This window comes from Streptomyces sp. NPDC088707 (assembly GCF_044752725.1).
Lineage (GTDB): Bacteria > Actinomycetota > Actinomycetes > Streptomycetales > Streptomycetaceae > Streptomyces.
In genome coordinates this window covers 194,306-220,369 of sequence record NZ_JBIVLV010000009.1, presented here as the reverse complement: position 1 = coordinate 220,369, position 26,064 = coordinate 194,306, and the positions used below count along the sequence as shown (strand labels likewise).

The window sequence follows — 26,064 nt, the reverse complement described above, 5'->3', positions numbered from 1 at the left end:
ACGGTTCCGGGCCGCATCCGAAATACCCCGGGACGGACGCGGCGCCACGGGGCGCGCTCTACGCGCGTAGGGGCTAGAGTGCGGAAATGACGAGCCAGACCCCCAGCGTCCCCACCGCGGACCAGATCCGCCGTGCCCCGAAGGTGCTGCTCCACGACCACCTCGACGGCGGACTGCGCCCCGGCACGATCATCGAACTCGCCCGGGAGCAGGGCTATCAGCAGCTCCCCGAGACGGAGCCCGACAAGCTCGGCATCTGGTTCCGCGAAGCCGCCGACTCCGGGTCCCTCGAGCGGTACCTGGAGACCTTCGCGCACACCTGCGCCGTCATGCAGACCCGTGACGCCCTCTTCCGCGTCGCCGCCGAGTGCGCCGTCGACCTCGCCGAGGACGGCGTCGTGTACGCGGAGGTGCGCTACGCCCCCGAGCAGCACCTGGAGGCCGGCCTCACCCTTGAGGAGGTCGTCGAGGCCGTCAACGAGGGCTTCCGCGAGGGCGAGCGGCAGGCCAGGGCCAACGGGCACCGCATCCGGGTCGGCGCGCTGCTCACCGCGATGCGGCACGCCGCTCGCGCCCTGGAGATCGCCGAGCTCGCCAACCGCTACCGCGACACCGGCGTCGTCGGCTTCGACATCGCGGGCGCCGAGGCCGGCTACCCGCCCACCCGCCACCTCGACGCCTTCGAGTACCTCAAGCGGGAGAACAACCACTTCACCATCCACGCCGGCGAGGCCTTCGGGCTGCCGTCGATCTGGCAGGCGCTCCAGTGGTGCGGCGCCGACCGGCTCGGGCACGGCGTCCGGATCATCGACGACATCGAGGTCGACGACGACGGCTCGGTGACCCTCGGCCGGCTCGCCGCCTACGTCCGCGACAAGCGGATCCCGCTGGAGATGTGCCCCTCCTCCAACCTCCAGACCGGTGCCGCGGCCTCGTTCGCCGAACACCCCATCGGGCTGCTCCGCAAGCTGCACTTCCGGGCCACGGTCAACACCGACAACCGGCTCATGAGCGGGACCAGCATGAGCCGCGAATTCGAGCTGCTGACCGAGGCGTTCGATTACACGCTCGATGACATGCAGTGGTTCACGGTCAATGCGATGAAATCAGCGTTCATTCCTTTCGATGAACGCCTGGCCATGATCAACGAGGTCATCAAGCCCGGATATGCCGAGCTGAAGTCCGAATGGCTGTTCCAGCAGACCGCCACGACCAGCGACTCTTCGCGTACGGCGGGCTGAACACCGCCCCGTCAAGGGGAACCGAGCGGCCGGGAAAAGCGCGACACCCGGCCGCTTTCCGGTGTTTGCGGACGGGTCGATCACTGGTTAGGTTGCAGAGCCGCTCTGCATTCCCAGGATTTCCCCGCCCGGCTTTCCCGGAAGCCCCCGGATTCCCCAAGGAAGATTTTCAGATGAAGCAGTCTGCCGCCAAGAAGCTCGGTGTCGCCGCTCTCGGTGCCGCTTTCGCCGCTGCCGCCGCCGGCACGGCCTCCGCCGCCCCGGTCGCACCCGCCGCCCCCGACGCGCTCGGCCTGGTGACCCAGACCGTGCCGCTGGGTGACGACCTCACCAAGCTCCCCGACGGCGCGGCCGAGTCCCTCGGTGCCGGCCAGGGCGCCCTCGGCCAGGGTCTCGACCAGGGCGTGAAGACCCTCCCGGCCGCCGCCGGGCAGGCCACCCAGAGCCTCCCGCTCGACGCCGCCGCCGGCGGCCTGGGCGCCACCCCGCTGGGCGGCCTCCTCGGCGGCCTGCCGCTGGGCGCGGGCGGCCTGCCGATCGGCTGACCCCGGGGGCCGTACCCGGCTCTCCGTACGCCGAAGGGGCGCGCACCCGGTCTCCCGGGCACGCGCCCCTTCGGCGTGGCCGCGTCACCAGGCGGTGGTGGCCTTCCGCTCGTCCGGCATGAAGATCCACAGGCCGAGGTAGATCAGGAACTGCGGGCCGGGCAGCAGGCACGAGACCAGGAAGATCAGACGCATCGTGTTCGCGGAGATGCCGAAGCGCCGGGCCAGGCCCGCGCACACTCCGCCGATCACGCGTCCGTCACGAGGGCGGGTCAGTGCGGCCATGGTGGGCTCCTTCGGAGTCGGTCCGGGAGCCGCTCCGTCGGGCTCCCGATGACTCCATGGTGCCGCCGGAGGGCCTGCCGGGGCGTCGGTCTACCGGGCGATCGGGACCCTGGGAATCGTCGGGGTCGCACCCTGAGACCCCTCGTTCCGCAGCAGGGCCGGACCCCGACCCGGCCTGCTCCCCACGGAGGAGTCCACCCGCTCCTCGTCCGACCTGCGGCGCAGCCAGGTGCGGCCGGCCGGGACGAAGAGAAGATGCGCGAGCGCCACACCGGCCGTGTTCAGGAGGACCGAGTCCACGTCCACGACCTGACCGGGCACGGCGGTCTGCAGCAGCTCCACGGCGAGGGACACCAGAGCACCCGCGGCGGTCGTACGCGTGAGGGACGCCCACCCGGAGACATGGAGTCGTCCGTCGGCCATCGGCAGCAGGATCCCGAGCGGGGCGAGGAGCAGCAGGCCCTCGCCGATCAGCCGGACGGCCTCGGCGGTACCGAGGGCGAGGTCGGCGCGGAGGCCGTCGAGGGGGACGATGTTCGGGGCGGTGACCCAGGCGACATCCCGTGGGCGCAGGCTGACCCAGGCGACGAGCAGCAGATGCGCGAGGACGAGGGCGAACCCCGCCACGCGGACGACCACGGCGGCACTGCCGCCCGAACCTTGACGCTGCACGCCCCCCAAGACGCCCCGAACAGCGCCCCCGGTTCCGCCGAACCCCACGCGAGCTGCGCCCGCCGCCCCCGCCACCCCTGTCCGGACCACCCACCGCGCCCCGCCGCGCGGACCACACACCGCGCCCCGCCCCCGCCGCGCGGGCCACCTTCCACCCCCACGCCCCAGCGGAACGAATGCCCCCAACGGGGCGTCAGCCGGAGGTCGGGGCTGTGGGCGGGGCGGATTCCGGGCGTTCTCGGAGTTCGGCCGTGCAGCGGTAGCGCTTCGGCGCGTACGCCCCCGGCCCGCCCAGCAGCACCGTCTGCCCCCCCGCCCCCGCCGAACTCGCCGCGAACGTGCAGACCAGCTGCGACAGGGCCGTCGGCGCCAGGTCCTCCGGCTGGCGGCTCAGCCGCAGCGTGCCCGCCGGGTCGCCCTTGTGCCCGCGGCCCACCACCAGCGGGCCGCGGACCGCCGTCGTGAACCCGGCCCGCTGCTCGCTCTCCGAGGGCTCGGCCAGCAGCTGCGCCAGTAGCCCCGACGCCGTGCGCACCGGGTCGCCGCCCGCCTTCTCCTCCGGCAGCGAGCGCCGGTCCACCGCCTCCAGCTGCGAGCCGCAGACCAGGAACACCCGGACCGGCACCCCCTGCACCGGCGTGCCGGTCGTCCCCTCCTGGGTCACGCTGCACGGGACCCGGGACGGGGCGGCGCCGGCGTCCACCGGGACCGACGTGGTCCTGATCCCGCAGCCGGTGGCCAGCGCGGTGAGTGCGACGAGTCCGGCCAGCACGGCCGTACGCCCCACGGTGCGGCGTCTCACGCTTCCTCCACCTCGCCCTGGCTGCTGCGGGTCTGCACCTCGCGGGTGATCCCCGACGCGTCGAGCGGCAGCCGCAGTACGAACACCGCGCCGTCCACCGCACCGTCCTCGCCGACGGAGTTGGCGGCGGTGATCGAACCGCCGTGGATCAGCGCGTTCTCCATGGCGATCGACAGGCCGAGCCCGCTGCCTTCGGACCGGGGCCGGGAGGCGCTCGCCTTGTAGAAACGGTCGAAGACGTGCGGCAGCACCTCTTCGGGGATGCCGGGGCCGTGGTCGCGTACGGCGATGACCAGTTCGTCGTCCTCGGTGCGCACCGAGACCCGGACCGGCGAACCGCCGTGCTTCAGCGCGTTCCCGATCAGGTTCGCCAGGATCACGTCGAGCCGGCGCGGGTCGAGCGGCGCGACGATGCCGCGCTCGGCGTCCAGGTCGACCGCGTCGAGCCACGCGCGCGCGTCGATGCACGCGGTGATCTGGTCGGCGATGTCCACCTCGTCGAGGACGAGCCGGGCGGTGCCCGCGTCGAAGCGGGTCACCTCCATCAGGTTCTCGACGAGGTCGTTGAGCCGCCGGGTCTCGCTGACCACCAGGGCGACGGCCGGGGCGATCATCGGGTCGAGGGAGTCCTGCTCGTCCTCCAGGACCTCCGTGACGGCGGTGAGCGCGGTCAGCGGGGTCCGCAGCTCGTGCGACATGTCGGCGACGAACCGCCGGGAGGACTCCTCGCGGGCGCTCATGTCCGCGACCTTCTTCTGCAGGGACTCGGCGGCGCTGTTGAACGTTCTGGTGAGGTCGGCCAGTTCGTCGGCGCCGGTGACCCGGAGCCGGGTGTCGAGCTTGCCCTCGCCGAGCTGCTTGGCCGCTTCGCCGAGCCGGTGCACCGGGCGCAGCACGGTGGTCGCCGCGACCTGCGCGAGCAGCACGGATCCGGCCACCGCGAGCGCGGTCGCGATCCCGAGCGACCAGGCGAGCGAGTTCAGATCGGCCTTTTCCGCGGCCAGCGACTTGAACATGTAGCCGGCGGGCCCGCCGCCGTCGATGCGCGTGCCGCCGACCAGGTACGGCGTGCCGTTCCGCTCCGTACGCTGCCAGAACAGGTGGTACGGGTAGGGGTTGGCCTCCGTCACCGGCCGTTCGGTGTCCACGGCCTCGCGCAGCGGGCGCGGCACGTCGGCCAGGGTGAAGTCGTCCGGGTCAGAGGCGCCGACGATCGGCTTGCCCGCGTCCCGCTCGCCGAGCAGCAGCACCTGGTAGTTGGCGCTGCCCGTCGCCATCAGCTCGGCCGTCCGCCGCAGGTCCTCCTGCGTGGGCCGCAGCGGCAGCGTCGCCGCCCGGTTCTGCATCTCCTGCCGGAAGTCGTTGAGCGCCCCGTCCTGGGTACGCGTCAGCACCGCCTCGCGGTTCAGCCAGTACGCGATGCCGGAGGCGGCGACGGCCGCGGTGAGGGCGACCAGGGCGAAGACGACGACAAGACGCAGCCGCAGGCTGGAGAGACGCAGCCGCGTGACGATCCCCTTGCTCACGCAGGAACGTCCAGCCGGTAGCCGACGCCGCGCACCGTACGGATGAGCGTCGGCGAGGATGGCACGTCCTCCACCTTGGCGCGCAGCCGCTGCACACAGGCGTCGACGAGCCGCGAGTCGCCCAGGTAGTCGTGCTCCCAGACGAGTCGCAGCAACTGCTGCCGGGAGAGCGCCTGTCCGGGCCGGCGGCTGAGTTCCAGGAGCAGCCGCAGCTCGGTCGGGGTGAGCTGGAGGTCCTCGCCGTTCTTGGTGACCGTCATCGCGGAGCGGTCGATCACCAGCGAGCCGTAGGTCGCCGAGTCCGTCGACTCCCGCTCCCCGCGCCGCAGCACGGCCCGGATCCGGGCGTCGAGGACGCGGCCCTGCACCGGCTTGACGACATAGTCGTCGGCTCCGGACTCCAGGCCCACGACCACGTCGATGTCGTCGCTGCGCGCGGTCAGCAGGATGATCGGCAACTGGTCCGTGCGGCGGATCCGCCGGCAGACCTCGAAGCCGTCGATGCCGGGCAGCATGACGTCGAGCACGACCAGGTCCGGCCGCTGCTCGCGCAACAGCTGGAGGCCGTCCTCACCGGTCGCGGCGGTGGCCACCCGGTGGCCCTGCCGCGACAGGGAGAGTTCGAGGGCCGTGCGGATGGCGTCGTCGTCCTCGATCAGCAACAGAAAAGGCACGGGCAGCATTCTGTCGCATTCGGCCGTCCGAGTTCGACCGCTGGGAGGCGCGCTTCCGGCCGGGCCCCTGTGACACGCCTGTGACAGTCGGCGGACAGCGCCATGAAGTCCGATGGGCAAGCTTCATTGCACACGGACCGAAACACACTCCAACCGACGGGGGGCGCCGGATGAACGCACTGCACAGCACCACCTCAAGCGCAGTAGTCACGCGTCTCCACGACGTCGTGCGGAGCACGGAGAAGTCCGGCGCTGTCACGAACGGGCGGGGGTGCGTTCGCAGCGTCGGGCGTCAGCGCAAGGCGCCGTACATGGTGGCCATTGCTGACGGGGGAGCGGCGTACGGGGAGGTCACGGGGGAGCGCAACTGTTCGGAGGCCGAGTTCACGGCCTACGTCCAGGAGCGTCGTGCCTCCCTGTACGCCACCGCCTACCACCTGACCGGTGACCGGTTCGAGGCCGAGGACCTGCTCCAGAGCGCGCTGTTCTCCACGTACCGCGCCTGGGAGCGGATCAGTGACAAGGCCGCGGTCGGCGGGTACCTCCGCCGCACCATGACCAATCTGCACATCAGCGCCTGGCGCCGGCGCAAGCTCAACGAGTACCCGACCGAGGAGCTCCCGGAGACGGTGGGCGAGACGGACGCGATGCGCGGCACGGAGCTGCGCGCGGTGCTGTGGCAGGCGCTGGCCCGACTGCCCGAGCTCCAGCGGACGATGCTGGTGCTGCGTTACTACGAGGGCCGTACCGATCCGGAGATCGCGGAGATCCTGGACATCAGTGTCGGCACGGTGAAGTCGAGCATCTGGCGGTCGCTGCGGCGACTGCGTGAGGACGAGGTGCTCAGCTTCGGCCGTGACGAGGAGGAGTCCTTCGGCGAGCTGGTGGCCTGAAGGCTGGGGGGAAAGACCCACGGGGGCTACGGGGGAAACGGAGCCGTCGGGGGAGCACGGGGGAACCGTACGGGGGTACGGGGAATGGCGACGCGGGTCGTACGAGCTGGGGGGCTCGTACGACCCGCGTCGTGTTTTCTCCGCTCTCAGGTCGCCGCGGGCGTGCGGTGGCGGCCCGCCGCCGCCGCTGCCAGGCGGCCCAGGGCCTCCGGCTTGGCGCAGGGGTGGGCGCCCAGTTCCGACTGGCGGGCGACGATCGCCCGCTCCGCGCGCATCAGCCGCCAGCCGCGACGCAGCAGGAACGGGACCGACTTGCGGCCCTCGCGCAGGTCGCGGGCGAGCCGGCGGCGGAAGGTCGTCGAGGGGCGGCCGCGCAGGCAGAGCGCGTCGGCGAGGACGTCGAGCTCACGGCAGCGGGCCACGATCTCGGCCGCGAAGATCCCCTCCGCCACGAACAGCGGTGTGCGTCCGATGTCCAGCCGCTCGCGGTCCACCCGGGAGCTGGTGGCGAGGTCGTACACGGGGACGTCGGTCCGTCCCGTGCGGCACAGTTCGACGATGGCGGCGACGGCGCTGTCCGCGTCCCAGGACCCCGGGGAGTCCCAGTCGATGTCGGCGCTGCCCTCCACGAGAGGGAGGGTCGGGTCGGCGGCCTCCTTGTAGAAGTCGTCGAGGCGCAGGACCGGGAGACCGGTGACGGCGGCGAGGGACGACTTGCCGGAGCCTGAGGGGCCCGCGAGCAGGACGACACGGGTCGGGATCGGTTGGGAACTCACGGGACACCAGTGTGAAGCATTCCCCCGTGCAGGGGACCCCCGAGGAAGCCCGTTGGTATCGAGCATCACACCTCAACTACTGTCGGTGCTCGCTCTGTCACCGCTCGGAAGGATCATCATGGCGCGTCACGCAGAACCCCGGAGTCCCCGTCGCAGTGCCCTGCTCGCGGCGGGTCTCACCGTCACGGCGGCGGGCGCGGCGGTGCTCGGGGCCGGTGCGGCGGCGCAGGCCGTGGCCCCGGTGCCGCTGCCCGTCGACTCGCTGACCAGGACGGACGCCACCGCGGCCGGCGCGGGTGCGCTGTCCGGTGTCACCCACGGGATCGGCCCGCTGACCCGGCTCCAGCTCGACCCGCTGGCCAACACCGGTGTCGACCCGCTCGACAACGGCCTCGGCACCCAGGTCGCCGACTTCAAGCCGGTGGGCACCAACCTGGTGACCGACCACCTCACGAAGGGCGGGGCAGTGGCCGATCTGCCGGTGGCGGGTCCGCTGGCGAAGGGGCTGCTTCCGTAGCGGAGCCGGTTCCGGGGCCCAGCGCGGTGTCCCGTACGAGCCAGGCGACGGCGAAGGCCAGGGCGGCGACCAGTGCCGTGCCGAGCAGCACTCCGTGCACCCCGCTCGTCACGGCCGCCCCGAGTCCCTCCCGTACCGGCTCCGGCAGCCGCCGGGCCTGCGCCGGGGTCAGGCGGGTGTCGGCCCCGTCGAGGCGCGCGGTGAACACCGCGCCGAGGACGGCCACGCCGAGCGAGCCGCCGAGCGTCCGCACGAGGGTGACGGTGCCGCTGGCCGCGCCCATGTCGCGCGGCTCGGCGCCGTACATCGTGACGAGCAGCGTGGCCTGCATGAGGAGGCCCATGCCCGCGCCGACGATCACGGTGAGCCCGGAGGCGACGGCGACGGGGGTGTCCGCGTCGAGCAGCAGCAGGACGAGCGCGCCCGCCGTCATCAGCGCCCCGCCGAGGATCGGGTACATCCGGTAGCGGCCGGTCCGGGCGATGATCCGGCCCGACCCGAGTTGCGCGGCGACCATGGCGAGCATCAGCGGGAGCAGCAGCAGTCCGCTCGCCGTGGAGGACTGCCCGCGGGCGAACTGCAGGTACTGCGGCAGGTAGTTCAGGGCGGCGATCATGCCCGCCCCGACCAGCAGGCTCAGGATCTGCGCGAGCGTGAAGTTGCGGGTGCGGAAGAGCCGGGGCGGGATGACGGGCTCCTCTGCCCGGCGTTCGACCCGGACGAACCAGGCGAGCGCCACGACCGCGAGCGCGCCCAGGGCGAGGATCCGGGGTGAGGCCCAGGCGTGGGTGGTGCCGGCCCAGCCGGCGAGCAGGGTCAGCGCGAGGACCCCGGTGGTCAGCAGCAGGGCTCCCGCCCAGTCGACGCGGGCTCGGACGCGCGGGGTCCGTACGCGCAGCCGGAGCGAGACGATCAGCAGGGCGGCGAGGCCGACGGGCAGGTTGACGTAGAAGGCCCAGCGCCAGTTCAGGTGGTCGGTGAGAAGGCCGCCGAGGAGCGGGCCGCCGGCGAAGGCCGCCGGCAGCATCGCCCCGGTGACTCCCTGGACCCGGGCGCTGTCCTTCGGGGCCACCAGGGTGCCGATGAGGGCGAAGGCGCCGACCATGAGGCCGCCGGCGCCGATGCCCTGGAGGGCGCGGAAGGCGATGAGCTGGCCCATGTTCTGCGCGAGGCCGGAGAGGACCGATCCGGCGAGGAAGACGCCGACGGCGGAGAGGTAGGCGCCCTTGCGGCCGTGGAGGTCGCCGAGCTTGCCCCAGAGCGGGGTGGCGACGGCGGCGGTGAGGAGGTAGGCGGTGACGACCCAGGACAGCCGGTCGAGGCCGCCGAGTTCGCCCGCGATGGTGGGGAGGGCGGTGCCGACGATCGTGCCGTCGAGGGTCGCGAGGACGACGCCGAGCATGAGCCCGGTGACGCCCAGGTAGGGGATGCGGGTGTCCTGCGCGGGCGTCTGAGTGACCGTCATGGCTCAGGCCGCGTACGGCACGTTCGCGCGGGCGTCACGCAACGCCGCGCCCCACCAGGTGAGTCGGTCGAGCATCGCCTTCGCCGCGGTGTCGGCGGCGGGGTCGGCGGCCCGTCCGTCTTCGTCGAACTGCCCCCAGACGCGCTGGAGTCCGACCGTCTCGCGGATGGTGACGGCGTGCAGCTCGGCGAAGACGGCCCGCAGGTGCTCGACGGCGCGCAGGCCGGCGGAGAAGCCGCCGTAGGCGACGAAGCCGACGGGCTTCGCCTGCCATTCGCGGCTGTGCCAGTCGATCGCGTTCTTCAGGGAGGCCGGGTAGCTGTGGTTGTACTCGGGGGTCACCACGACGAAGGCGTCGGCGGCGGCCAGGCGCGGTGACACGGCGGCGAGCAGGGCGAGGTCCTCGGCGCGCTCGGGGGCCTGGCCGAGGTGCGGGAAGACGGTGGGCAGCGGGGTCTCGGCCAGGTCGATCAGGTCGGTGGTCAGATCCGGACGGTCGGCGGCGTGGGTGAGCAGCCAGTTCGCGACGACGGGGCCGAGGCGGCCGTCGCGGGTCGAGCCCTGGATCACGGCGAGGTGGAGCGGAGCGGGCACGGGTTCCCCCTGGAAGCGTCGATGTGTACGGCGTATACCGAGTGGTGTACAACGTACACGTCGGTGTGTGCAACGTACACGTCGATGTGTACGGCGTCCACAAGGCATACGCTGTACGCGAGAGAGGGAGGCCCCGGTGGCGAAGAAGGAAGAGACGGACGACGTCTCGCTGTGGGAGCGCCTGGACCGGCCCGCGGCGGCACCCAGGGCGTCCCTCAGCGCGGGGAGGATCGCCGAGGTCGCGATCGGCATCGCGGACCGCGAGGGATTCGCCGCCGTGACCATGCGGAAGGTCGCCACCGAACTGGGCGTCGCACCCATGGCCGCCTACCGGCACGTCAACGGCAAGGACGAGCTGTGGGCGCTCATGATCGACCGGGTCTCCGGCGAGCTGACACCGGTGGACGAGGTCTCCGGCTGGCGGGAGACGCTCCGCGCGTACGCCCTGCGGACCCGGGAGATGATGCTGCGCCACCTCTGGCTCGCCCACATGCCGGCGCCGCTCTTCGCGCTCACCCCGGCCCGCATGGCGGCGGCCGAGCGCCAGCTGGCCTCGCTCGACGGGCTCGGGCTCGACGTCGACACGATGATGGCCGCGTTCCGCGCGGTCAACGCGTACGTCCACGGAGCCACGCAGTCCGAGGCCGCGCTGCGCCGGTACATGGAGGAGCAGGGCTGGCAGAGCGCCGACGACACACGGCGGGGGCTCGCCCCGCAGATGTCGTACCTGATGGAGACCGGGCGCTACCCGACCTACCGGCGGTACACCCAGGGGGCCGCGCGCAAGGACGACGCGGCCTGGCAGTTCGAGACCGGACTCGACTGCGTGCTCGACGGCGTGGCGGGGCTCGTGGAGCGCGGCCGGGCATGACGAAAGGCCCCCGGGATCACCCGGGGGCCTTTCGGACCGGACCGGTCAGCTGGTCCGAAGCGATCCGGTGCCTAGTACGAGGAGCCGCTCGCGCCCAGCGAACCCGTCGGGTGCCAGACGGTCTTCGTCTCCAGGAACGCCGTCATGCGGTCCGTGCCCGGGGACTCCGTGAAGTCCTCCGTGCGCGGGCGCAGGACGCGCTTGAGGTTGTCCGCCGCCGCGATCTCCAGGTCGCGGGCCAGCTCGCCCTCGGTCGCGCCCGTCAGGTCGATCGCGTTGACGTCCTGGTGGGCCGCCAGGTGCGGGCCCATCTCCGCGGCCTTGCCGGAGAGGATGTTGACCACACCGCCCGGCAGGTCGGAGGTGGCGAGCACCTCGCCCAGGGAGAGGGCGGGGAGCGGGGACTTCTCCGAGGCGATGACGACCGCCGTGTTGCCCGTGGCGATCACCGGGGCGATCACCGAGACCAGGCCGAGGAAGGACGAGTCCTGCGGGGCCACCACCGTGACGACACCGGTCGGCTCGGGCGTGGAGAGGTTGAAGTACGGTCCCGCGACGGGGTTCGCGCCGCCCACGACCTGGGCGATCTTGTCCGTCCAGCCCGCGTACCAGACCCAGCGGTCGATCGCCGCGTCGACGACCACGGCGGCCTTCGACTTCGACAGGCCCTCCGCGTCCGCGACCTCGCGGACGAACTGGTCCCGGCGGCCCTCCAGCATCTCGGCGACGCGGTAGAGGATCTGGCCGCGGTTGTACGCGGTCGCGCCCGCCCAGCCGCCGAAGGCCTTGCGGGCGGCGACGACCGCGTCACGGGCGTCCTTGCGGGAGGAGAGGGGCGCGTTCGCCAGCCACTTGCCCTTGGAGTCGGTCACCTCGTACACCCGGCCGCTCTCGGAGCGGGGGAACTTGCCCCCGACGTACAGCTTGTAGGTCTTGAAGACGCCAAGACGGGTCACGTCAGACATCGAGGTAGGCCTCCAGACCGTGACGGCCGCCCTCGCGGCCGAAGCCCGACTCCTTGTATCCGCCGAACGGCGAGGTCGGGTCGAACTTGTTGAACGTGTTGGCCCAGACGACACCGGCGCGGAGCTTGTTGGCGACCGCCAGGATGCGGGAGCCCTTCTCCGACCAGATGCCGGCGGACAGGCCGTACTGACTGTTGTTGGCCTTCGCGACGGCCTCGTCGGGCGTACGGAAGGTCAGCACCGAGAGGACCGGGCCGAAGATCTCGTCCCGGGCGACCGTGTGCGCCTGCGTGACGTTCGTGAAGAGCGTCGGGGCGAACCAGTAACCGGCCTCGGGGATGTCGCACGCGGCGGTCCAGCGCTCGGCGCCCTCCGCCTCGCCCTGCTCCACCAGCGAGGTGATCCGCGCCAGCTGCTCCGAGGAGTTGATGGCGCCGATGTCGGTGTTCTTGTCCAGCGGGTCGCCGAGGCGGAGGGTGCTCAGCCGGCGCTTCAGGCTGTCGAGCAGCTCGTCCTGGATCGACTCCTGGACGAGGAGGCGCGAGCCCGCGCAGCAGACCTGGCCCTGGTTGAAGAAGATGCCGTTGACGATGCCCTCGACGGCCTGGTCGATGGGGGCGTCGTCGAAGACGATGTTCGCGCCCTTGCCGCCCAGCTCCAGGGTGACCTTCTTGTCGGTCCCGGCGATCGACCGCGCGATGGCCTTGCCGACGGCGGTCGAACCGGTGAAGGCGACCTTGTTCACGTCCGGGTGCTCGACCAGCGCGGCGCCCGTGTCCCCGTACCCGGGAAGGATGTTGACGACGCCCTTCGGCAGCCCGGCCTGGCGGCAGATGTCCGCGAAGAACAGGGCGGTCAGCGGGGTCGTCTCGGCCGGCTTCAGGACGACCGTGTTGCCGGTCGCGAGCGCCGGGGCGATCTTCCACGCCAGCATGAGCAGCGGGAAGTTCCACGGGATGACCTGGCCGGCCACGCCGAGCGGGCGCGGGTTCGCGCCGTAGCCCGCGTGGTCGAGCTTGTCGGCCCAGCCCGCGTAGTAGAAGAAGTGCGCGGCGACCAGCGGGAGGTCCGCGTCGCGCGTCTCCTTGATCGGCTTGCCGTTGTCCAGCGTCTCCAGGACGGCCAGCTCACGGCTGCGCTCCTGGATGATGCGGGCGATGCGGAAGAGGTACTTGGCGCGCTCGGAGCCGGGCAGCGCCGACCACTTCTCGAACGCCCTGCGGGCCGCCTTCACCGCACGGTCGACGTCCTCGGCGCCCGCCTGGGCGATCTCGGAGAGGACCTCCTCGGTGGCGGGGGAGACGGTCTTGAAGACCTTGCCGTCGGCCGCCTCGACGAACTCGCCGTCGATGAAGAGGCCGTAGTTGGGGGCGATGTCGACGACGGACCGGGACTCGGGCGCCGGTGCGTACTCGAATGCAGATGCCATGTTGATCAGTCCACCGTCACGTAATCGGGGCCGGAGTAGCGGCCGGTCGCCAGCTTCTGGCGCTGCATCAGCAGGTCGTTGAGCAGGCTGGAGGCGCCGAAGCGGAACCAGTGGTTGTCCAGCCAGTCCTCACCCACGGTCTCGTTGACGAGAACCAGGAACTTGATCGCTTCCTTGGTGTTGCGGATGCCGCCGGCCGGCTTCACGCCGATCTGCACGCCGGTCTGGGCGCGGAAGTCGCGCACGGCCTCCAGCATGAGCAGGGTGTTGGCCGGGGTGGCGTTGACCGCGACCTTGCCGGTCGAGGTCTTGATGAAGTCCGCGCCGGCCATCATGCCGAGCCAGGAGGCACGGCGGATGTTGTCGTACGTGGACAGCTCGCCGGTCTCGAAGATCACCTTCAGGCGGGCGCGGTCACCGCACTCCGCCTTGATCGCGGCGATCTGCTCGAAGACCTGCAGGTAGTGGCCGGCGAGGAAGGCGCCACGGTCGATGACCATGTCGATCTCGTCGGCGCCCGCGGCGATGGCGTCCGCCGTGTCGGCGAGCTTCACGGGGAGGGCCGCGCGGCCGGCCGGGAAGGCGGTGGCGACCGAGGCGACCTTGACGCCGGAGCCCGCGAGGGTCGCCTTGGCGGTGGCCACCATGTCCGGATAGACACAGACGGCGGCGGTCGTCGGGGTCGTGCGGTCGGTCGGATCGGGACGGACGGCCTTGGCGGCGAGCGCCCGGACCTTGCCCGGGGTGTCCGCGCCTTCGAGCGTCGTCAGGTCGATCATGGAGATGGCCAGGTCGATGGCGTACGCCTTGGACGTGGTCTTGATCGAGCGGGTGCCGAGGGACGCGGCGCGCGCCTCCAGGCCGACGGCGTCGACGCCGGGCAGCCCGTGGAGGAAGCGGCGCAGCGCACTGTCGGACGCGGTCACGTCGGCGAACGCGGATGCGGGGGCACCGCCCACGCCGGAGGCCGTGGGGGAGGATGCAGTGGTGGGCATGGTCACCAGTCGAGCATATCTACGCGCGTAGCGACCTGTACAGGGGACGGGCCTCGCAGAGCCCGAGATCACAGGCGAGGGCCGGCACGGTGCACCGGCCGGACCTCCGTCATCCCGGAGAGCGCGGTCGCCGCAGGTGCCGAGCCGGTCGACGGCCACCGCCCCGACGGCATCGTTCTGTACGCGGATCTCAGTGGCCACGCGGGCCGCCTGAGCCCCCACCGGCCCACTGAGGCAGAATCGCCCCATGACGACCCCCGAGCCGACCCCCGAGCCCAGCCACGAGCCGAGCCGCGAGTCGACCCCCGAGCAGCCGTCCGCCGGGAAGAAGCCCGCGGGGCGGACGCCCGCCGGGCAGAAGTCCGCAGGTCAGGAGTCCACGGGGCAGAAGTCCGCAGGTCAGGAGTCCACAGGGCAGAAGTCCCCCGACCGTGTCTTCCGGTCGCCGCTCGGGATCGCGAGCGGCGTGTTCCTGCTGATCCTCGCGGCCCTGTTCGCCGGTGACGTGCTGTTCCGCGGCGAGGGCCGGTCGCCCTGGCTCGCACTCGCGGGCCTCCTGCTCGCCGTGCCGCTGATCGTCGCCTTCACGATCCGGCCCGCCGTGTACGCCGACGACGACCGGCTCCGGATCCGCAACCCGTTCCGGTCGATCACGCTGCCCTGGTCGACGGTCGCCGACGTCCGCGCCGGCTACTCCAGCGAGGTCTTCACCCAGGACGGCGCCAAGTACCAGCTGTGGGCCGTCCCCGTCTCGCTGCGCCAGCGCAAGAAGGCGGCCCGCCGCGCCTCCCGCGCCTCCCAGGACGACCCGCACGGCCGTACCTCGGTCACCGCCGACGTCCGGGACAGCGCGTCGCGCACCGCGCCCACCGACCAGACCGTCGCCGACCTGCGCGAGCTCGCCGAGCGCCGGGCCGGCACCCCGGGCGCGCGGGGCGAGGCGCGGGTGCGCTGGGCGTACGAGATCGTCGGCCCCGCGGCGGCCGGGCTGCTGCTCCTGGTGATCCTGCTCGCGACGGGCTGACTTCTCTCGTCGACGGCTGATTCCTCCCTCGACGGGACACCGGTGTGTCCGGACGCGTCGTCCGGTCGACACGGGGGGCCGACGGACGCCACGGATGGCGACCGTCGCGCAGAACGGAAGGGTCGTCGCGCGCTCGGAGGTCTGGTACGACGACCACGCCCGGTGCCGGGAGGCCTTCACGGACCTCTGCGCCGGACACGCGGACATGGCCGGCGGCGTGCAGCACCCCGCCGGCGGCCACGGCTGGGTGTGGGTGCTGCGCGACGCCGTTCGCTTCCTTCGCGGCGGATCAGAGTCCGGCCGCGGCCGACAGGTCCCGCTTGATCGCCACCAGCACCTCGTTGGCCGTCGCCCGCGCCGGCGCCAGGTCGACCGCCGCGGCGACCGGGACCACGACCTCCAGGTAGCACTTCAGCTTGGGCTCCGTGCCGCTCGGGCGGACGATCACCCGGGCCTTGTAGTCGCCCTCCAGGTGGTAGCGCAGCCCGTCCGTCGGGGGCAGCGACTCCGTGCCCTTCGTCAGGTCCTCCGCCGACACGACCGTCAGACCGGCCAGCGAGACCGGCGGCCGCTCGCGCAGCGCCGTCATGGCGTTCGCGATGATGCTCAGGTCCTCGACCCGCACCGACAGCTGGTCCGTGGCGTGCAGCCCGTGCGCGATCGCCAGGTCGTCGAGCAGGTCCGTCAGCGTCCGGCCCTGCTCCTTCAGCACCGACGCCAGCTCGGTCACGAGCAGCGCCGCCGTGATGCCGTCCTTGTCGCGGACGCCCTCCGGGTCGACGCAGTAGCCGAGCGCCTCCTCGTAGCCGTACCGCAGGCCCTCGACGCGGGCGATCCACTTGAAGCCGGTCAGCGTCTCCTCGTAGCCGACGCCCGCGGCCTCCGCGATGCGGCCGAGCAGCGAGGACGACACGATCGACTCGGCGAACACGCCCGTCGCGCCCTTGTGGACCAGGTGCGCGGCGAGCAGCGCGCCCACCTCGTCGCCGCGGAGCATCCGCCAGCCGCCCACGACGCTCGCGTCGGGCACGGCCACGGCGCAGCGGTCGGCGTCCGGGTCGTTGGCGATGATCAGGTCGGGGTCCACGGCCCGGGCCGCCTCGAAGGCGAGGTCCATGGCACCCGGCTCCTCCGGGTTCGGGAACGCGACCGTCGGGAACGCCGGGTCGGGCTCGGCCTGCGCGGCGACGAGCGCGGGCGGCGGGAAGCCGGCCCGGGCGAACGCGGCCGCCAGGACGTCCTTGCCGACGCCGTGCATGGCCGTGTAGACGGTCCGCGCGGTACGGGGGGACCCGGAGGTCAGGACGGCGTCCGTACGCTCCAGGTAGGCGTTCAGGACCTCGTCGCCGAGGGTCTCCCAGCCGGCCTCCGGGCGGGGCACGTCGTGCAGCGAGCGGATCGCGTCGATCTCGGCGGCGATCTCGGCGTCGGCGGGCGGCACGATCTGCGAGCCGTCGCCCAGGTAGACCTTGTAGCCGTTGTCGCGCGGCGGGTTGTGGCTCGCGGTCACCTCGACGCCGGCGACGGCGCCCAGATGCCTTATGGCGTACGCGAGGACGGGCGTCGGCAGCGGGCGGGGGAGGAGCGCGGCGCGGAGCCCCGCGCCGGTCATCACGGCGGCGGTGTCGCGCGCGAAGTCGGCCGACTTGTAGCGGGCGTCGTAGCCGATGACGACGAGACCGCCCTCCTGGCCCTTCGCCCTGAGGTACGCGGCGAGGCCGGCGGCGGCGCGGATCACGACCGAGCGGTTCATCCGCATGGGCCCGGCGCCGATCTCACCGCGGAGGCCGGCGGTGCCGAACTGGAGGGTGCCGGCGAAACGGGCGGCGAGCTCGTCGCTCGCGCCGCGGTCGAGGAGCGCGGCGAGCTCCTCACGGGTCTCCGGGTCGGGGTCCTCGGCGAGCCATGCCTGGGCCTGGGCGAGGAGATCGTCCTGCGTCACGGTGTGCCTTTCGGGGAGTCGGCGGGTGCGGGGCGGTGCGGGGCGGGCGTTGCGGGTGCGGAGAGGGCGCGGGTGCGGGTGGGCGGGGCTGAGGGCTGCCGCTGCGCGGAGCCTTCCCCCACCCCGTCCCCTCGCGAAACCGGGGGCTCCGCACCGGACCCCGAACGGCCTTCGGCCGCGCCCTCGGACGCCGGCGGAAGGTCGGCCCCGCCGGCGATCGAGGCGCGGAGTCTGCGGCGGAGCCCCGGTCACGGGAAGGGGCGGGGTGGGGAGGAAGCCCCGCGCAGCGGCCCCACCGACGGGCGGCCGGGACCACCCGGCGGTCGGAGGCCGGCGCAGCGTCCCGAAGCCCGTTCGGCCCCAGGGGCCGAACGGTGCCAGGGGGCGCGGTGAAGACTCAGATCCGGTCGAGGACCCGCGTCAGCAGCTCACCCATCCGCGCCGCCGAGTCGCGGCCCGCCTGGAGGACCTCCTCGTGGTTCAGCGGCTCGCCCGAGAGCCCCGCCGCCAGGTTGGTGACCAGCGAGATGCCGAGGACCTCCGCGCCGGCCTCGCGCGCGGCGATGGCCTCGAGGACGGTGGACATGCCGACCAGGTCGCCGCCGAGCACGCGGACCATGTTGATCTCGGCCGGGGTCTCGTAGTGCGGGCCGGGGAACTGCACGTAGACGCCCTCTTCGAGGGTCTCGTCGACCTCCTTGCACAGGGCGCGCAGCCGCGGCGAGTACAGGTCGGTGAGGTCGACGAAGTTCGCGCCGACGATCGGCGAGGCGGCCGTCAGGTTGAGGTGGTCGCTGATGAGGACCGGCTGGCCGGGGCGCATGCCCTCGCGCAGGCCGCCGCAGCCGTTGGTCAGGATGACCGTCTTGCAGCCGGCGGCGACGGCGGTGCGGACGCCGTGGGCGACGGAGGCGACACCGCGGCCCTCGTAGAAGTGGGTGCGGCCGAGGAAGACGAGGGCGCGCTTCTCACCGATCTTGTACGAGCGGACCTTTCCGCCGTGGCCCTCGACGGCGGGCGGCGGGAAGCCGGGCAGGTCGGTCACCGGGAACTCGGCCTCGGGGGCACCGAGGGCGTCGACGGCGGGCGCCCAGCCCGAGCCCATGACCAGGGCGACGTCGTGGTTCTCGACTCCGGTCAGCTCGCGAAGACGTGCGGCAGCGGCCTCGGCGGCCTCGTACGGGGTGGCAGTTGCGTTCACTGACTCTCTCGCCTCGGGGAGGGGGTCCGAGGCTGGCCCCGGACGGATTTGATACGCGCAGAAGCGTAGCCGGACTTTGCCTACGCGCGTAGATGACGATGCCGACGGACATGCGATCGTTGTCTTGTCGTTTCCGACGAATGGCACAGAGGAGGAGTCACCTTCGTCCCTCGGCGGTTCCCACACCCCCGGGCCGACTGTGCGCCGGACTCAGCAGGGACGCTTGCGCAACTCCATCACGTAGTCGTGCGGCGCGCCCGCCGACTCGGCCGCGTCGGCGACCTCGCCCAGGTACCGCGCCGACGGCAGCCCGCCCTCGTACGCGTTGAGGACGTACACCCAGGCCGGCTCCTCGCCGTCCAGGGTGTGCACCCGGACCCGCATCCGGCGGTAGATGTCGAGCCCGACACCCTCCCAGCGGTCCATGGACTCCTCGTCCATCGGCGCGATGTCGTACAGCGCCACGAAGACCTGGGAGCGCGGGGCCTCCACGATCGTGGCCAGCGCGCCGTCCCAGCCCATCTGCTCGCCGCCGAAGGTGAGCCGCCAGCCGTTGAGCCAGCCGGTACCGCGCAGTGGGGAGTGCGGTGCGCGGCGGCTCATCAGCCGCGCGTCGAGGTTGCCGGCGAAAGCGGCGTAGAGCGACATGGGACCGAGGGTACGGGAGGGGGCGGGGTGTCCGGAGAACTCCGCGGTGGGGCCCCGGGGTACGCCCACGGGGTTCGCACACCCCTTCGGAGGCCCCGGCGTGAGGCCGCGCCGGACGTGCGGGAGAATGGGGTACGCACTTGAAGCGTGCGGGACAATGGCGTACGCACTGCATCCCAGCGGGGGGACCCCCCGGCAGAACGAGAGCGCGAGGCGTAGATCCCAGTGACCCGGATCGTGATCATCGGCGGCGGACCCGGCGGATACGAGGCGGCCCTGGTGGGCGCCCAACTCGGCGCGGAGGTGACCGTCGTCGACTGCGACGGCCTCGGCGGCGCGTCCGTCCTGACCGACTGCGTCCCCTCCAAGACCCTGATCGCCACCGCCGAGGTGATGACCACCTTCGACTCCTCGTACGAGGAGCTCGGCATCATCGTCGCGGACGACACCCCGCACGTGGAGCAGGCCGCCCGTGTCGTGGGCGTGGACCTCGGCAAGGTCAACCGGCGGGTGAAGCGCCTCGCGCTCGCCCAGTCGCACGACATCACCGCCTCCGTCACCCGGGCCGGCGCCCGGGTGCTGCGCGGCCGCGGCCGGCTCTCCGGCCGGCAGGCGATGGACGGCTCCCGCCAGGTGGTCGTCACGGCCGCCGACGGCACGGAGGAGACGCTGACCGCGGACGCCGTGCTGATCGCGACCGGCGGCCACCCGCGCGAGGTGCCGGACGCCAAGCCGGACGGCGAGCGCATCCTGAACTGGACGCAGGTCTACGACCTCAAGGAGCTCCCGGAGGAGCTCATCGTGGTCGGTTCCGGTGTGACGGGTGCCGAGTTCGCCGGCGCCTATCAGGCCCTCGGCTCCCGGGTCACCCTGGTCTCCTCCCGCGACCGCGTGCTGCCCGGCGAGGACCCGGACGCCGCCGCCGTCCTGGAGGACGTGTTCCGCCGCCGCGGCATGAACGTCATGGCCCGCTCCCGCGCCGAGTCCGCCAAGCGGGTCGGCGACCGGGTCGAGGTCACCCTCGCGGACGGCCGGGTCATCTCCGGCACGCACTGCCTGATGGCGGTCGGCGCGATCCCGAACTCGGCCGGAATGGGTCTGGAGGAGGCGGGGGTCAAACTGAAGGACTCCGGTCACATCTGGACCGACAAGGTCTCCCGTACGACGGCCCCCGGCGTGTACGCGGCGGGCGACGTGACCGGTGTCTTCGCGCTCGCCTCGGTGGCCGCGATGCAGGGCCGTATCGCGATGTACCACTTCCTCGGCGACGCGGTGGCCCCGCTCAACCTGAAGACGGTCTCGTCGAACGTCTTCACCGACCCCGAGATCGCCACCGTCGGCTACACGCAGGCCGACGTGGACGCGGGCAAGATCGACGCCAAGGTCGTCAAGCTGCCGCTGCTGCGCAACCCCCGCGCGAAGATGCAGGGCATCCGGGACGGCTTCGTCAAGATCTTCTGCCGTCCGGGCACCGGGATCGTGGTCGGCGGCTGTGTCGTCGCGCCGAAGGCGAGCGAACTGATCCATCCGATCTCGATCGCGGTCGACAACAATCTGACCGTCGAACAGATCGCAAATGCTTTCACCGTGTACCCCTCCCTGTCGGGTTCGATCGCGGAAGTGGCACGGCAGTTGCACACCCGGAAGTCCGCGGGCGAGGTGTGACACCCCTCCGGGCGGTCCGCCGGTGAACGGCTCCCGCCTGCGGGAACGGTTCGCCGACTCGGACAACCCCCGGCAAGGCGGGGCATAGTCCTGGCGTGCGACGGATCAACGGCGGGGTCTCCCATACCACTTGGAGGCCCCGTCTGTGTGCATCTTCTGCAATTCGGCGCATACTGCTGAAAAGTATCGGCCGGTCACGTTACTGTCAGTTTCGTGTTCGCTGCAGAACGTCGCCAGTTGATCCTCGAAATGGTGCGAGCCAATGGGGCCGTGTCGCTCCGCGAGCTCGCCCGCGTCGTCCAGACCTCTGAAGTGACCGTACGGAGAGACGTACGGGCCCTGGAGGCAGAAGGACTCCTCGACCGCCGGCACGGCGGTGCGGTGTTGCCGGGCGGATTCACGCGAGAATCCGGCTTCCCGCAGAAATCCCATCTCGCGACCGCGGAGAAGACGGCCATCGCCGACGTCGCCGCGAGCCTCGTCGAAGAAGGCGAGGCCATCGTCGTCGGCGCCGGGACGACCACGCAGGAGCTGGCCCGCCGGCTCGCCCGCGTGCCCGGTCTGACCGTGGTCACCAACTCGCTCCTGGTCGCCCAGGCCCTCGCCCACGCCAACCGGGTCGAGGTCGTCATGACCGGCGGCACCCTGCGTGGCTCCAACTACGCCCTGGTGGGCAGCGGTGCCGAGCAGTCGCTCCAGGGGCTCCGGGTCTCCCGCGCCTTCCTCTCCGGGAGCGGGCTCACCGCCGAGCGCGGCCTCTCCACGTCCAACATGCTCTCCGCGAGTGTGGACCGGGCGCTGGTCCAGGCGGCGGCCGAGGTCGTGGTCCTCGCCGACCACACCAAGCTCGGCTCCGACACCATGTTCCAGACGGTGCCCACGGACGTCATCACCCGCCTGGTGACCGACGAGCCGCCCGCCCACGACGACCGGGCCGCCACCGAGCTCCAGGCCCTCGCCGACCAGGGTGTGCAGATCGCCGTCGCCGGCACGGGCGCCGCGGGCGGCCCCGCGGGCGGTGACCAGGTCCCCCCGGGCGCCCGGCCCCGCCGTGACATGCCCCTCCCGGTGCAGCGCGGCCGGATGGCGGCAGGTCAGTTCCGGGGCCCGGGCGGAGGGATGGCCGCCGAGACGCTGGAGCGCACGGCGCGGGTCGCGGACATGAGGCGCCGCTGAGCCGGGGGGCCCTCCCCCAGGGGTCCCGCGCTCCGCCGAACCTTCCCTTCCGCAGCGGCAGTCGCCGCTCCGGTCGACTCAGTCCTTGATGCCCCGAAGCGTCAGCGCGAGCAGGCGGTCCGCCAACTCCGCGTCCTCCGGGCACTGTTCCGCCGCCAGTGCGATCGCGTTGGTCAGCTGCATCAGATCGCCGATCGACACGTCGGCGCGCACCTGACCCGCCTCCCTGGCGCGCCCGAGCAGTCGCTCGCCCGCCGCGCGCAGCGGCTCGCTGCACTGGGCGAGCGCCGAACTCCGGTCGTACGAGGCGGACATCAGCGCATGCGCGAGCCCCCGGTACTCGCCCGCGTGGGCGATCAGCGCCCGCAGCCATTCCACGAGCGCCCGGCACGGTTCCTCGGCCCCGGCCAGCTCTCCCGAGCGGTGCAGGAGCTCCGCGAGGGCCTCCTGGAAGACCGAGCTGAGCAGCTCGGCCCGGGTGGGGAAGTGACGGTAGAGGGTGCCGATGCCCACGCCCGCGCGACGTGCGATCTCCTCGAGGGGTGCGTCGGCGCCCTGTTCGGCGAAGGTGGCGCGGGCTTCGATGAGCAGCCGCTCGTGGTTGCGTCGTGCGTCGGCTCGCATGGCTGGTGGATCACCCTCCCCTCGACGAAGGGCCCGCAGGCGGCTGCCTGCGGGCCCTTCGTACGGTACTCGGTGACCGTGGGCGGTCCCGGTGCCGTCGGTCAGTCCTTGATGTCGCAGATCGCGGCGCCGGACGTGATCGACGCGCCGACCTCGGCGTTCAGGCCCTTGACGGTGCCGGAGCGGTGCGCGTTGAGCGGCTGCTCCATCTTCATGGCCTCCAGGACGACGATCAGGTCGCCCTCCTTGACCTCCTGGCCCTCCTCGACCGCGATCTTCACGATCGTGCCCTGCATCGGGGAGGCGAGGGTGTCACCGGAGGCGGCGGGGCCGGACTTCTTGGCCGCGCGGCGCTTCGGCTTCGCACCGGCCGCGAGGCCCGTGCGGGCCAGCGTCATGCCGAGCGAGGAGGGCAGCGAGACCTCGAGGCGCTTGCCGCCGACCTCGACCACGATCGTCTCGCGGCCGGACTCGTCCTCGTCGGCGTCGGCGCCGGCCGGGGCGAACGGCTTGATCTCGTTGACGAACTCCGTCTCGATCCAGCGGGTGTGGACCCGGAACGGGTCGGACGTGAACGCGGGGTCGACCACGACGGCCTGGTGGAACGGGATGGCCGTGGCCATGCCCTCCACCTTGAACTCGGCGAGCGCACGCGCGGCGCGCTGCAGGGCCTGCTCGCGGGTCGCACCGGTGACGATCAGCTTGGCCAGGAGCGAGTCCCAGGCCGGGCCGATGACGCTGCCGGACTCCACGCCCGCGTCCAGGCGGACACCGGGGCCGGTCGGCGCGTCGAAGAGGGTGACGGTGCCGGGTGCGGGCAGGAAGCCGCGGCCCGGGTCCTCGCCGTTGATACGGAACTCGAAGGAGTGACCCCTTATGGCCGGGTCGCCGTAGCCCAGCTCCTCGCCGTCGGCGATCCGGAACATCTCCCGGACCAGGTCGATGCCCGCGACCTCCTCGGTCACCGGGTGCTCGACCTGCAGACGGGTGTTGACCTCCAGGAAGGAGATCGTGCCGTCGGTGCCGACGAGGAACTCGACCGTGCCGGCGCCGACGTAACCGGCCTCCTTCAGGATCGCCTTCGACGCGGCGTACAGCTCGGCGTTCTGCGCCTCGGTGAGGAACGGCGCGGGGGCCTCCTCGACGAGCTTCTGGTGGCGGCGCTGGAGCGAGCAGTCACGCGTGGAGACCACGACCACGTTGCCGTGGGAGTCGGCCAGGCACTGCGTCTCCACGTGCCGCGGCTTGTCCAGGTAGCGCTCCACGAAGCACTCGCCGCGACCGAAGGCGGCGACGGCCTCGCGGACGGCGGAGTCGTACAGCTCGGGGACCTCCTCCAGCGTCCGGGCGACCTTCAGACCGCGACCGCCGCCACCGAAGGCGGCCTTGATCGCGATCGGCAGCCCGTGCTGCTCGGCGAACGCGACGACCTCGTCGGCGCCGGAGACCGGGTCGGGCGTACCGGCGACGAGCGGGGCTCCGGCGCGCTGCGCGATGTGACGTGCCGCCACCTTGTCGCCCAGGTCGCGGATCGCCTGCGGCGGCGGGCCGATCCAGGTGAGACCGGCGTCCAGGACGGCCTGCGCGAACTCCGCGTTCTCGGAGAGGAACCCGTAGCCGGGGTGGATCGCGTCCGCGCCCGAGTCCTTCGCGGCCTGCAACACCTTCGCGATGTCCAGGTAACTGGTCGCCGGAGTGTCACCGCCCAGAGCGAACGCCTCGTCGGCCGCCCGGACATGCAGGGCATCCCGGTCCGGCTCGGCGTACACGGCCACGCTGCCGATACCCGCGTCCCGGCACGCCCGGGCCACACGGACAGCGATTTCGCCACGGTTGGCGATGAGCACCTTGCGCACGATGGCTCCCTCCTTGAAACAAGCTGAGTTTAGGGACTGCCGACACGGCCTTCGACCCGTCCCCAGTGGTGAGCTTGCCCACACGGAGCGTGACCCCGGGCCTGCTCGGGCCGTGAATTCCCTTGTCGCACCACGGTACGCAGGGTTCCTTTACGGCACAGTAGCTCCGAGGTGTGGCGCAGGTCTCTGTTCATGCGGCCAGTCGCCATTCGGGTTTCTTTGTCGAGTCCCTACGAATGGCCCAATGATTCTTTGCCCTGCCGTCCGCCGTCGCCGGTCGTGCGCAGACTCTTGTCCAGGGGTTTACCGGCCAGTAGCCTTCGCGCTGTCGATCGTACTGTCGGTAACAGTCGTATCCAGGGGGTGGCCGAGGTGGCCCGCAGACCGATAGCTCTCGTGACGGCGGCGGTGCTGTTCCTCGAAGCGCCCGGGATCGTCGCGATCAACGCGGTGATGGCACGCTTCGTCAAGATCCAGACGATGTCCCTCGACGGCATGGACCCCGACGCGATGTACACCGGCACCTGGGCGCTCGGCATCGCCTCCGGCATCGCGCTCGCCCTGTGCGGCCTCGTCGCCCTCGTCGCCGGCATCCGCGACCGCAGGCCCGGGCGTGTCGGCCGGGGCCTGCTGATCGGCTGCGCGGTCGTGCACGGCATCCTCGGAGCGGTCACCGTCGGCCTCGTCGGCTGGGGCGCGTTCGCCTTCATGATGCTCGTACTCGGCCTGATCGTGCTCACTCTCGTGGCGTACGGCAAGGGGTACGAGAACAGCGCCGGGCCCCACGAAGGAGCACCGGCTCCCGCGTAGGCGGCCGCCCGCCCGCGGAGGCCGACCTGCGCGCGAAGATGAGCACCGGCGCCCGCGCGACGGCCCGTCAGGCCCAGAGGTCGGTGATCTGCACGCCGAGCTTCCCGAGCAGCGTGCGCAGCAGCGGCAGGGACAGGCCGATCACATTGCCCGGGTCGCCGTCGATGCCGTCGATGAACGGCGCCGAGCGTCCGTCCAGGGTGAAGGCGCCCGCCACGTGCAGCGGTTCGCCGCTCGCCACGTACGCCGCGATCTCGGCGTCCGTCGGCTCGCCGAAGCGGACCACGGTGGAGGCGGTCGCCGACTCGTAGCGCTTGGTGGTCGTGTCGTACACGCAGTGACCCGTCTGGAGGATGCCGACCCGGCCGCGCATCGCCTTCCAGCGCGCGGTGGCCTCCTCCGCGTCCGCCGGCTTGCCGAGGGCCTGCTTGTCGAGCTCCAGGACCGAGTCGCAGCCGATGACCAGGGCGCCGAACGCCTCGGGGCGCGCGGCGACATGGGCGGCCTTCGCCTCCGCGAGGGCGAGCGCGAGCTCGGCCGGCGTCGGGGCGTGCGTCTTGTCCTCGTCGACGCCGCTCACGATCACCTCGGGGGCGAGCCCGACCTGACGGAGCAGGTTGAGGCGGGCGGGGGAGGCGGAGGCGAGCACGACACGGCGCGGATCAGCAGTCATGGGGGCAGCGTAGCCAGTCCCGGGCTCAGCGGGCGCTGACCACGAACATCGCCACCACCATCGCCAGGGCCAGCAGCACGCCCGCGCGGCGGAGCATCGCCTGCATGTCGCGCATGAACTTCGGCGGCTGATTCTTCGGATCGGACCACAGCATGCCTCCGATCCTGCGGCCGGGGCGGGCGGGGCGCCTGAGTA

At 72.2% G+C, this 26,064-nt stretch carries 27 protein-coding genes; 9 read left to right on the top strand and 18 right to left on the bottom strand.

Annotated features, from left to right (window positions below; genetic code table 11):
• Positions 1-86: 86 nt before the first annotated feature.
• A complete protein-coding gene (locus tag ACIP84_RS26465; RefSeq protein WP_401800841.1) occupies positions 87-1,241 on the top strand; it encodes an adenosine deaminase in 1,155 nt (384 codons plus the stop codon).
• A gap of 173 nt (positions 1,242-1,414) precedes the next feature.
• Entirely contained in the window at positions 1,415-1,786 is a 372-nt protein-coding gene (locus tag ACIP84_RS26460; protein WP_355969932.1) for a hypothetical protein, read from the top strand.
• A gap of 84 nt (positions 1,787-1,870) precedes the next feature.
• On the opposite strand, the gene ACIP84_RS26455 is transcribed toward ACIP84_RS26460, so the two are convergent.
• The 5 genes from ACIP84_RS26455 to afsQ1 form a co-directional block, all read right to left on the bottom strand.
• On the bottom strand, positions 1,871-2,071 hold the full coding sequence (locus ACIP84_RS26455) for a PspC domain-containing protein (RefSeq protein ID WP_319310396.1): 201 nt from the start codon (positions 2,069-2,071) through the stop codon (positions 1,871-1,873).
• Between the two features lie 90 nt (positions 2,072-2,161).
• Positions 2,162-2,743, bottom strand: a complete 582-nt coding sequence (locus tag ACIP84_RS26450) for a VanZ family protein (protein WP_401800838.1) — start codon at positions 2,741-2,743, stop codon at positions 2,162-2,164.
• A gap of 193 nt (positions 2,744-2,936) precedes the next feature.
• Entirely contained in the window at positions 2,937-3,545 is a 609-nt protein-coding gene (locus ACIP84_RS26445; protein ID WP_401800835.1) for a hypothetical protein, read from the bottom strand.
• Positions 3,542-5,071 (bottom strand): HAMP domain-containing sensor histidine kinase, encoded by a 1,530-nt coding sequence (locus ACIP84_RS26440; RefSeq protein ID WP_355969925.1) that lies wholly within the window; start codon positions 5,069-5,071, stop codon positions 3,542-3,544. The genes ACIP84_RS26445 and ACIP84_RS26440 overlap by 4 nt, the downstream gene beginning before the upstream one ends.
• On the bottom strand, positions 5,068-5,745 hold the full coding sequence (gene afsQ1, locus ACIP84_RS26435) for a two-component system response regulator AfsQ1 (protein ID WP_017239746.1): 678 nt from the start codon (positions 5,743-5,745) through the stop codon (positions 5,068-5,070). The genes ACIP84_RS26440 and afsQ1 overlap by 4 nt, the downstream gene beginning before the upstream one ends.
• Before the next feature lie 170 nt (positions 5,746-5,915).
• Here afsQ1 and ACIP84_RS26430 point away from each other — a divergent pair, with 170 nt between their 5' ends.
• Positions 5,916-6,638 (top strand): SigE family RNA polymerase sigma factor, encoded by a 723-nt coding sequence (locus tag ACIP84_RS26430; RefSeq protein ID WP_319310387.1) that lies wholly within the window; start codon positions 5,916-5,918, stop codon positions 6,636-6,638.
• 146 nt (positions 6,639-6,784) lie between these two features.
• Here ACIP84_RS26430 and ACIP84_RS26425 read toward each other — a convergent pair whose 3' ends face one another.
• Entirely contained in the window at positions 6,785-7,480 is a 696-nt protein-coding gene (locus ACIP84_RS26425; RefSeq protein ID WP_355969920.1) for an ATP-binding protein, read from the bottom strand.
• A 52-nt stretch (positions 7,481-7,532) separates the two neighbouring features.
• On the opposite strand from ACIP84_RS26425, the gene ACIP84_RS26420 reads away from it, so the two are divergent.
• A complete protein-coding gene (locus ACIP84_RS26420; RefSeq protein WP_355969917.1) occupies positions 7,533-7,931 on the top strand; it encodes a hypothetical protein in 399 nt (132 codons plus the stop codon).
• Here the strand turns inward: ACIP84_RS26420 and ACIP84_RS26415 are convergent.
• Together ACIP84_RS26415 and ACIP84_RS26410 are read right to left on the bottom strand one after the other, a co-directional pair.
• A complete protein-coding gene (locus ACIP84_RS26415; RefSeq protein WP_401800831.1) occupies positions 7,864-9,396 on the bottom strand; it encodes an MDR family MFS transporter in 1,533 nt (510 codons plus the stop codon). The genes ACIP84_RS26420 and ACIP84_RS26415 overlap by 68 nt on opposite strands.
• A gap of 3 nt (positions 9,397-9,399) precedes the next feature.
• On the bottom strand, positions 9,400-9,990 hold the full coding sequence (locus ACIP84_RS26410; protein ID WP_401800828.1) for an NADPH-dependent FMN reductase: 591 nt from the start codon (positions 9,988-9,990) through the stop codon (positions 9,400-9,402).
• Between the two features lie 136 nt (positions 9,991-10,126).
• Here ACIP84_RS26410 and ACIP84_RS26405 point away from each other — a divergent pair, with 136 nt between their 5' ends.
• The gene (locus ACIP84_RS26405) at positions 10,127-10,861 is read left to right on the top strand and encodes a TetR/AcrR family transcriptional regulator (protein WP_401800827.1); all 735 of its coding nucleotides are present in this window, start codon (positions 10,127-10,129) and stop codon (positions 10,859-10,861) included.
• Positions 10,862-10,932: 71 nt separating this feature from the next.
• Here ACIP84_RS26405 and ACIP84_RS26400 read toward each other — a convergent pair whose 3' ends face one another.
• The 3 genes from ACIP84_RS26400 to deoC are packed head-to-tail and all read right to left on the bottom strand — an operon-like array spanning position 10,933 to position 14,250.
• The gene (locus ACIP84_RS26400; protein WP_355969627.1) at positions 10,933-11,826 is read right to left on the bottom strand and encodes an aldehyde dehydrogenase family protein; all 894 of its coding nucleotides are present in this window, start codon (positions 11,824-11,826) and stop codon (positions 10,933-10,935) included.
• Positions 11,819-13,255 (bottom strand): aldehyde dehydrogenase family protein, encoded by a 1,437-nt coding sequence (locus ACIP84_RS26395; RefSeq protein ID WP_355969625.1) that lies wholly within the window; start codon positions 13,253-13,255, stop codon positions 11,819-11,821. The genes ACIP84_RS26400 and ACIP84_RS26395 overlap by 8 nt, the downstream gene beginning before the upstream one ends.
• Before the next feature lie 5 nt (positions 13,256-13,260).
• Complete coding sequence (deoC, locus tag ACIP84_RS26390; RefSeq protein WP_401800823.1) at positions 13,261-14,250, bottom strand: deoxyribose-phosphate aldolase; 990 nt, start codon at positions 14,248-14,250, stop codon at positions 13,261-13,263.
• Positions 14,251-14,497: 247 nt separating this feature from the next.
• Between deoC and ACIP84_RS26385 the strand changes: the two genes are divergently transcribed.
• Positions 14,498-15,274: a PH domain-containing protein gene (locus ACIP84_RS26385; RefSeq protein ID WP_401800822.1), complete on the top strand. Its 777-nt coding sequence runs from the start codon at positions 14,498-14,500 to the stop codon at positions 15,272-15,274.
• Positions 15,275-15,563: 289 nt separating this feature from the next.
• Here the strand turns inward: ACIP84_RS26385 and ACIP84_RS26380 are convergent, their stop codons facing one another.
• The 3 genes from ACIP84_RS26380 to ACIP84_RS26370 all read right to left on the bottom strand — a co-directional run bounded on the left by ACIP84_RS26380 (position 15,564) and on the right by ACIP84_RS26370 (position 19,065).
• Positions 15,564-17,216 carry a phospho-sugar mutase gene (locus tag ACIP84_RS26380; RefSeq protein WP_401800820.1) on the bottom strand — a complete coding sequence of 551 codons (1,653 nt, stop codon included), beginning with the start codon at positions 17,214-17,216 and terminating at the stop codon, positions 15,564-15,566.
• 397 nt (positions 17,217-17,613) lie between these two features.
• Positions 17,614-18,417, bottom strand: coding sequence for a purine-nucleoside phosphorylase (locus ACIP84_RS26375; RefSeq protein ID WP_030323930.1), 804 nt, complete (start codon positions 18,415-18,417; stop codon positions 17,614-17,616).
• A gap of 210 nt (positions 18,418-18,627) precedes the next feature.
• Positions 18,628-19,065, bottom strand: a complete 438-nt coding sequence (locus ACIP84_RS26370) for a gamma-glutamylcyclotransferase (RefSeq protein ID WP_030323932.1) — start codon at positions 19,063-19,065, stop codon at positions 18,628-18,630.
• Positions 19,066-19,290: 225 nt separating this feature from the next.
• On the opposite strand from ACIP84_RS26370, the gene ACIP84_RS26365 reads away from it, so the two are divergent.
• Together ACIP84_RS26365 and ACIP84_RS26360 are read left to right on the top strand one after the other, a co-directional pair.
• Positions 19,291-20,730, top strand: a complete 1,440-nt coding sequence (locus tag ACIP84_RS26365) for an NAD(P)H-quinone dehydrogenase (RefSeq protein WP_073910114.1) — start codon at positions 19,291-19,293, stop codon at positions 20,728-20,730.
• A 249-nt stretch (positions 20,731-20,979) separates the two neighbouring features.
• On the top strand, positions 20,980-21,906 hold the full coding sequence (locus tag ACIP84_RS26360) for a DeoR/GlpR family DNA-binding transcription regulator (protein WP_383591490.1): 927 nt from the start codon (positions 20,980-20,982) through the stop codon (positions 21,904-21,906).
• 78 nt (positions 21,907-21,984) lie between these two features.
• Here the strand turns inward: ACIP84_RS26360 and ACIP84_RS26355 are convergent, their stop codons facing one another.
• Together ACIP84_RS26355 and ACIP84_RS26350 are read right to left on the bottom strand one after the other, a co-directional pair.
• Positions 21,985-22,530: a TetR/AcrR family transcriptional regulator gene (locus ACIP84_RS26355; protein ID WP_401800815.1), complete on the bottom strand. Its 546-nt coding sequence runs from the start codon at positions 22,528-22,530 to the stop codon at positions 21,985-21,987.
• Positions 22,531-22,631: 101 nt separating this feature from the next.
• Entirely contained in the window at positions 22,632-24,386 is a 1,755-nt protein-coding gene (locus ACIP84_RS26350) for a biotin carboxylase N-terminal domain-containing protein (protein ID WP_355969607.1), read from the bottom strand.
• Between the two features lie 372 nt (positions 24,387-24,758).
• Between ACIP84_RS26350 and ACIP84_RS26345 the strand changes: the two genes are divergently transcribed.
• Positions 24,759-25,196 carry a hypothetical protein gene (locus ACIP84_RS26345; protein ID WP_401800813.1) on the top strand — a complete coding sequence of 146 codons (438 nt, stop codon included), beginning with the start codon at positions 24,759-24,761 and terminating at the stop codon, positions 25,194-25,196.
• 67 nt (positions 25,197-25,263) lie between these two features.
• Here ACIP84_RS26345 and ACIP84_RS26340 read toward each other — a convergent pair whose 3' ends face one another.
• Together ACIP84_RS26340 and mmpB are read right to left on the bottom strand one after the other, a co-directional pair.
• A complete protein-coding gene (locus ACIP84_RS26340; protein WP_401800811.1) occupies positions 25,264-25,869 on the bottom strand; it encodes a nucleoside triphosphate pyrophosphatase in 606 nt (201 codons plus the stop codon).
• Between the two features lie 25 nt (positions 25,870-25,894).
• Positions 25,895-26,023 carry a morphogenic membrane protein MmpB gene (mmpB, locus tag ACIP84_RS26335; protein ID WP_268257194.1) on the bottom strand — a complete coding sequence of 43 codons (129 nt, stop codon included), beginning with the start codon at positions 26,021-26,023 and terminating at the stop codon, positions 25,895-25,897.
• Positions 26,024-26,064: the final 41 nt, after the last annotated feature.

What these genes read in the sequence shown, in the direction of transcription:
- ACIP84_RS26395 (WP_355969625.1), bottom strand. Translation starts at nt 13,255, where the DNA reads ATGGCATCTGCATTCGAGTACGCACCGGCGCCCGAGTCCCGGTCCGTC.
- ACIP84_RS26400 (WP_355969627.1), bottom strand. Translation starts at nt 11,826, where the DNA reads ATGTCTGACGTGACCCGTCTTGGCGTCTTCAAGACCTACAAGCTGTAC.
- ACIP84_RS26455 (WP_319310396.1), bottom strand. Translation starts at nt 2,071, where the DNA reads ATGGCCGCACTGACCCGCCCTCGTGACGGACGCGTGATCGGCGGAGTG.
- ACIP84_RS26370 (WP_030323932.1), bottom strand. Translation starts at nt 19,065, where the DNA reads ATGTCGCTCTACGCCGCTTTCGCCGGCAACCTCGACGCGCGGCTGATG.
- ACIP84_RS26340 (WP_401800811.1), bottom strand. Translation starts at nt 25,869, where the DNA reads ATGACTGCTGATCCGCGCCGTGTCGTGCTCGCCTCCGCCTCCCCCGCC.
- ACIP84_RS26385 (WP_401800822.1), top strand. Translation starts at nt 14,498, where the DNA reads ATGACGACCCCCGAGCCGACCCCCGAGCCCAGCCACGAGCCGAGCCGC.
- deoC (WP_401800823.1), bottom strand. Translation starts at nt 14,250, where the DNA reads ATGCCCACCACTGCATCCTCCCCCACGGCCTCCGGCGTGGGCGGTGCC.
- ACIP84_RS26425 (WP_355969920.1), bottom strand. Translation starts at nt 7,480, where the DNA reads ATGCTCGATACCAACGGGCTTCCTCGGGGGTCCCCTGCACGGGGGAAT.
- ACIP84_RS26415 (WP_401800831.1), bottom strand. Translation starts at nt 9,396, where the DNA reads ATGACGGTCACTCAGACGCCCGCGCAGGACACCCGCATCCCCTACCTG.
- ACIP84_RS26460 (WP_355969932.1), top strand. Translation starts at nt 1,415, where the DNA reads ATGAAGCAGTCTGCCGCCAAGAAGCTCGGTGTCGCCGCTCTCGGTGCC.
- ACIP84_RS26355 (WP_401800815.1), bottom strand. Translation starts at nt 22,530, where the DNA reads ATGCGAGCCGACGCACGACGCAACCACGAGCGGCTGCTCATCGAAGCC.
- ACIP84_RS26360 (WP_383591490.1), top strand. Translation starts at nt 20,980, where the DNA reads ATGGTGCGAGCCAATGGGGCCGTGTCGCTCCGCGAGCTCGCCCGCGTC.
- ACIP84_RS26420 (WP_355969917.1), top strand. Translation starts at nt 7,533, where the DNA reads ATGGCGCGTCACGCAGAACCCCGGAGTCCCCGTCGCAGTGCCCTGCTC.
- ACIP84_RS26465 (WP_401800841.1), top strand. Translation starts at nt 87, where the DNA reads ATGACGAGCCAGACCCCCAGCGTCCCCACCGCGGACCAGATCCGCCGT.
- ACIP84_RS26430 (WP_319310387.1), top strand. Translation starts at nt 5,916, where the DNA reads ATGAACGCACTGCACAGCACCACCTCAAGCGCAGTAGTCACGCGTCTC.
- mmpB (WP_268257194.1), bottom strand. Translation starts at nt 26,023, where the DNA reads ATGCTGTGGTCCGATCCGAAGAATCAGCCGCCGAAGTTCATGCGCGAC.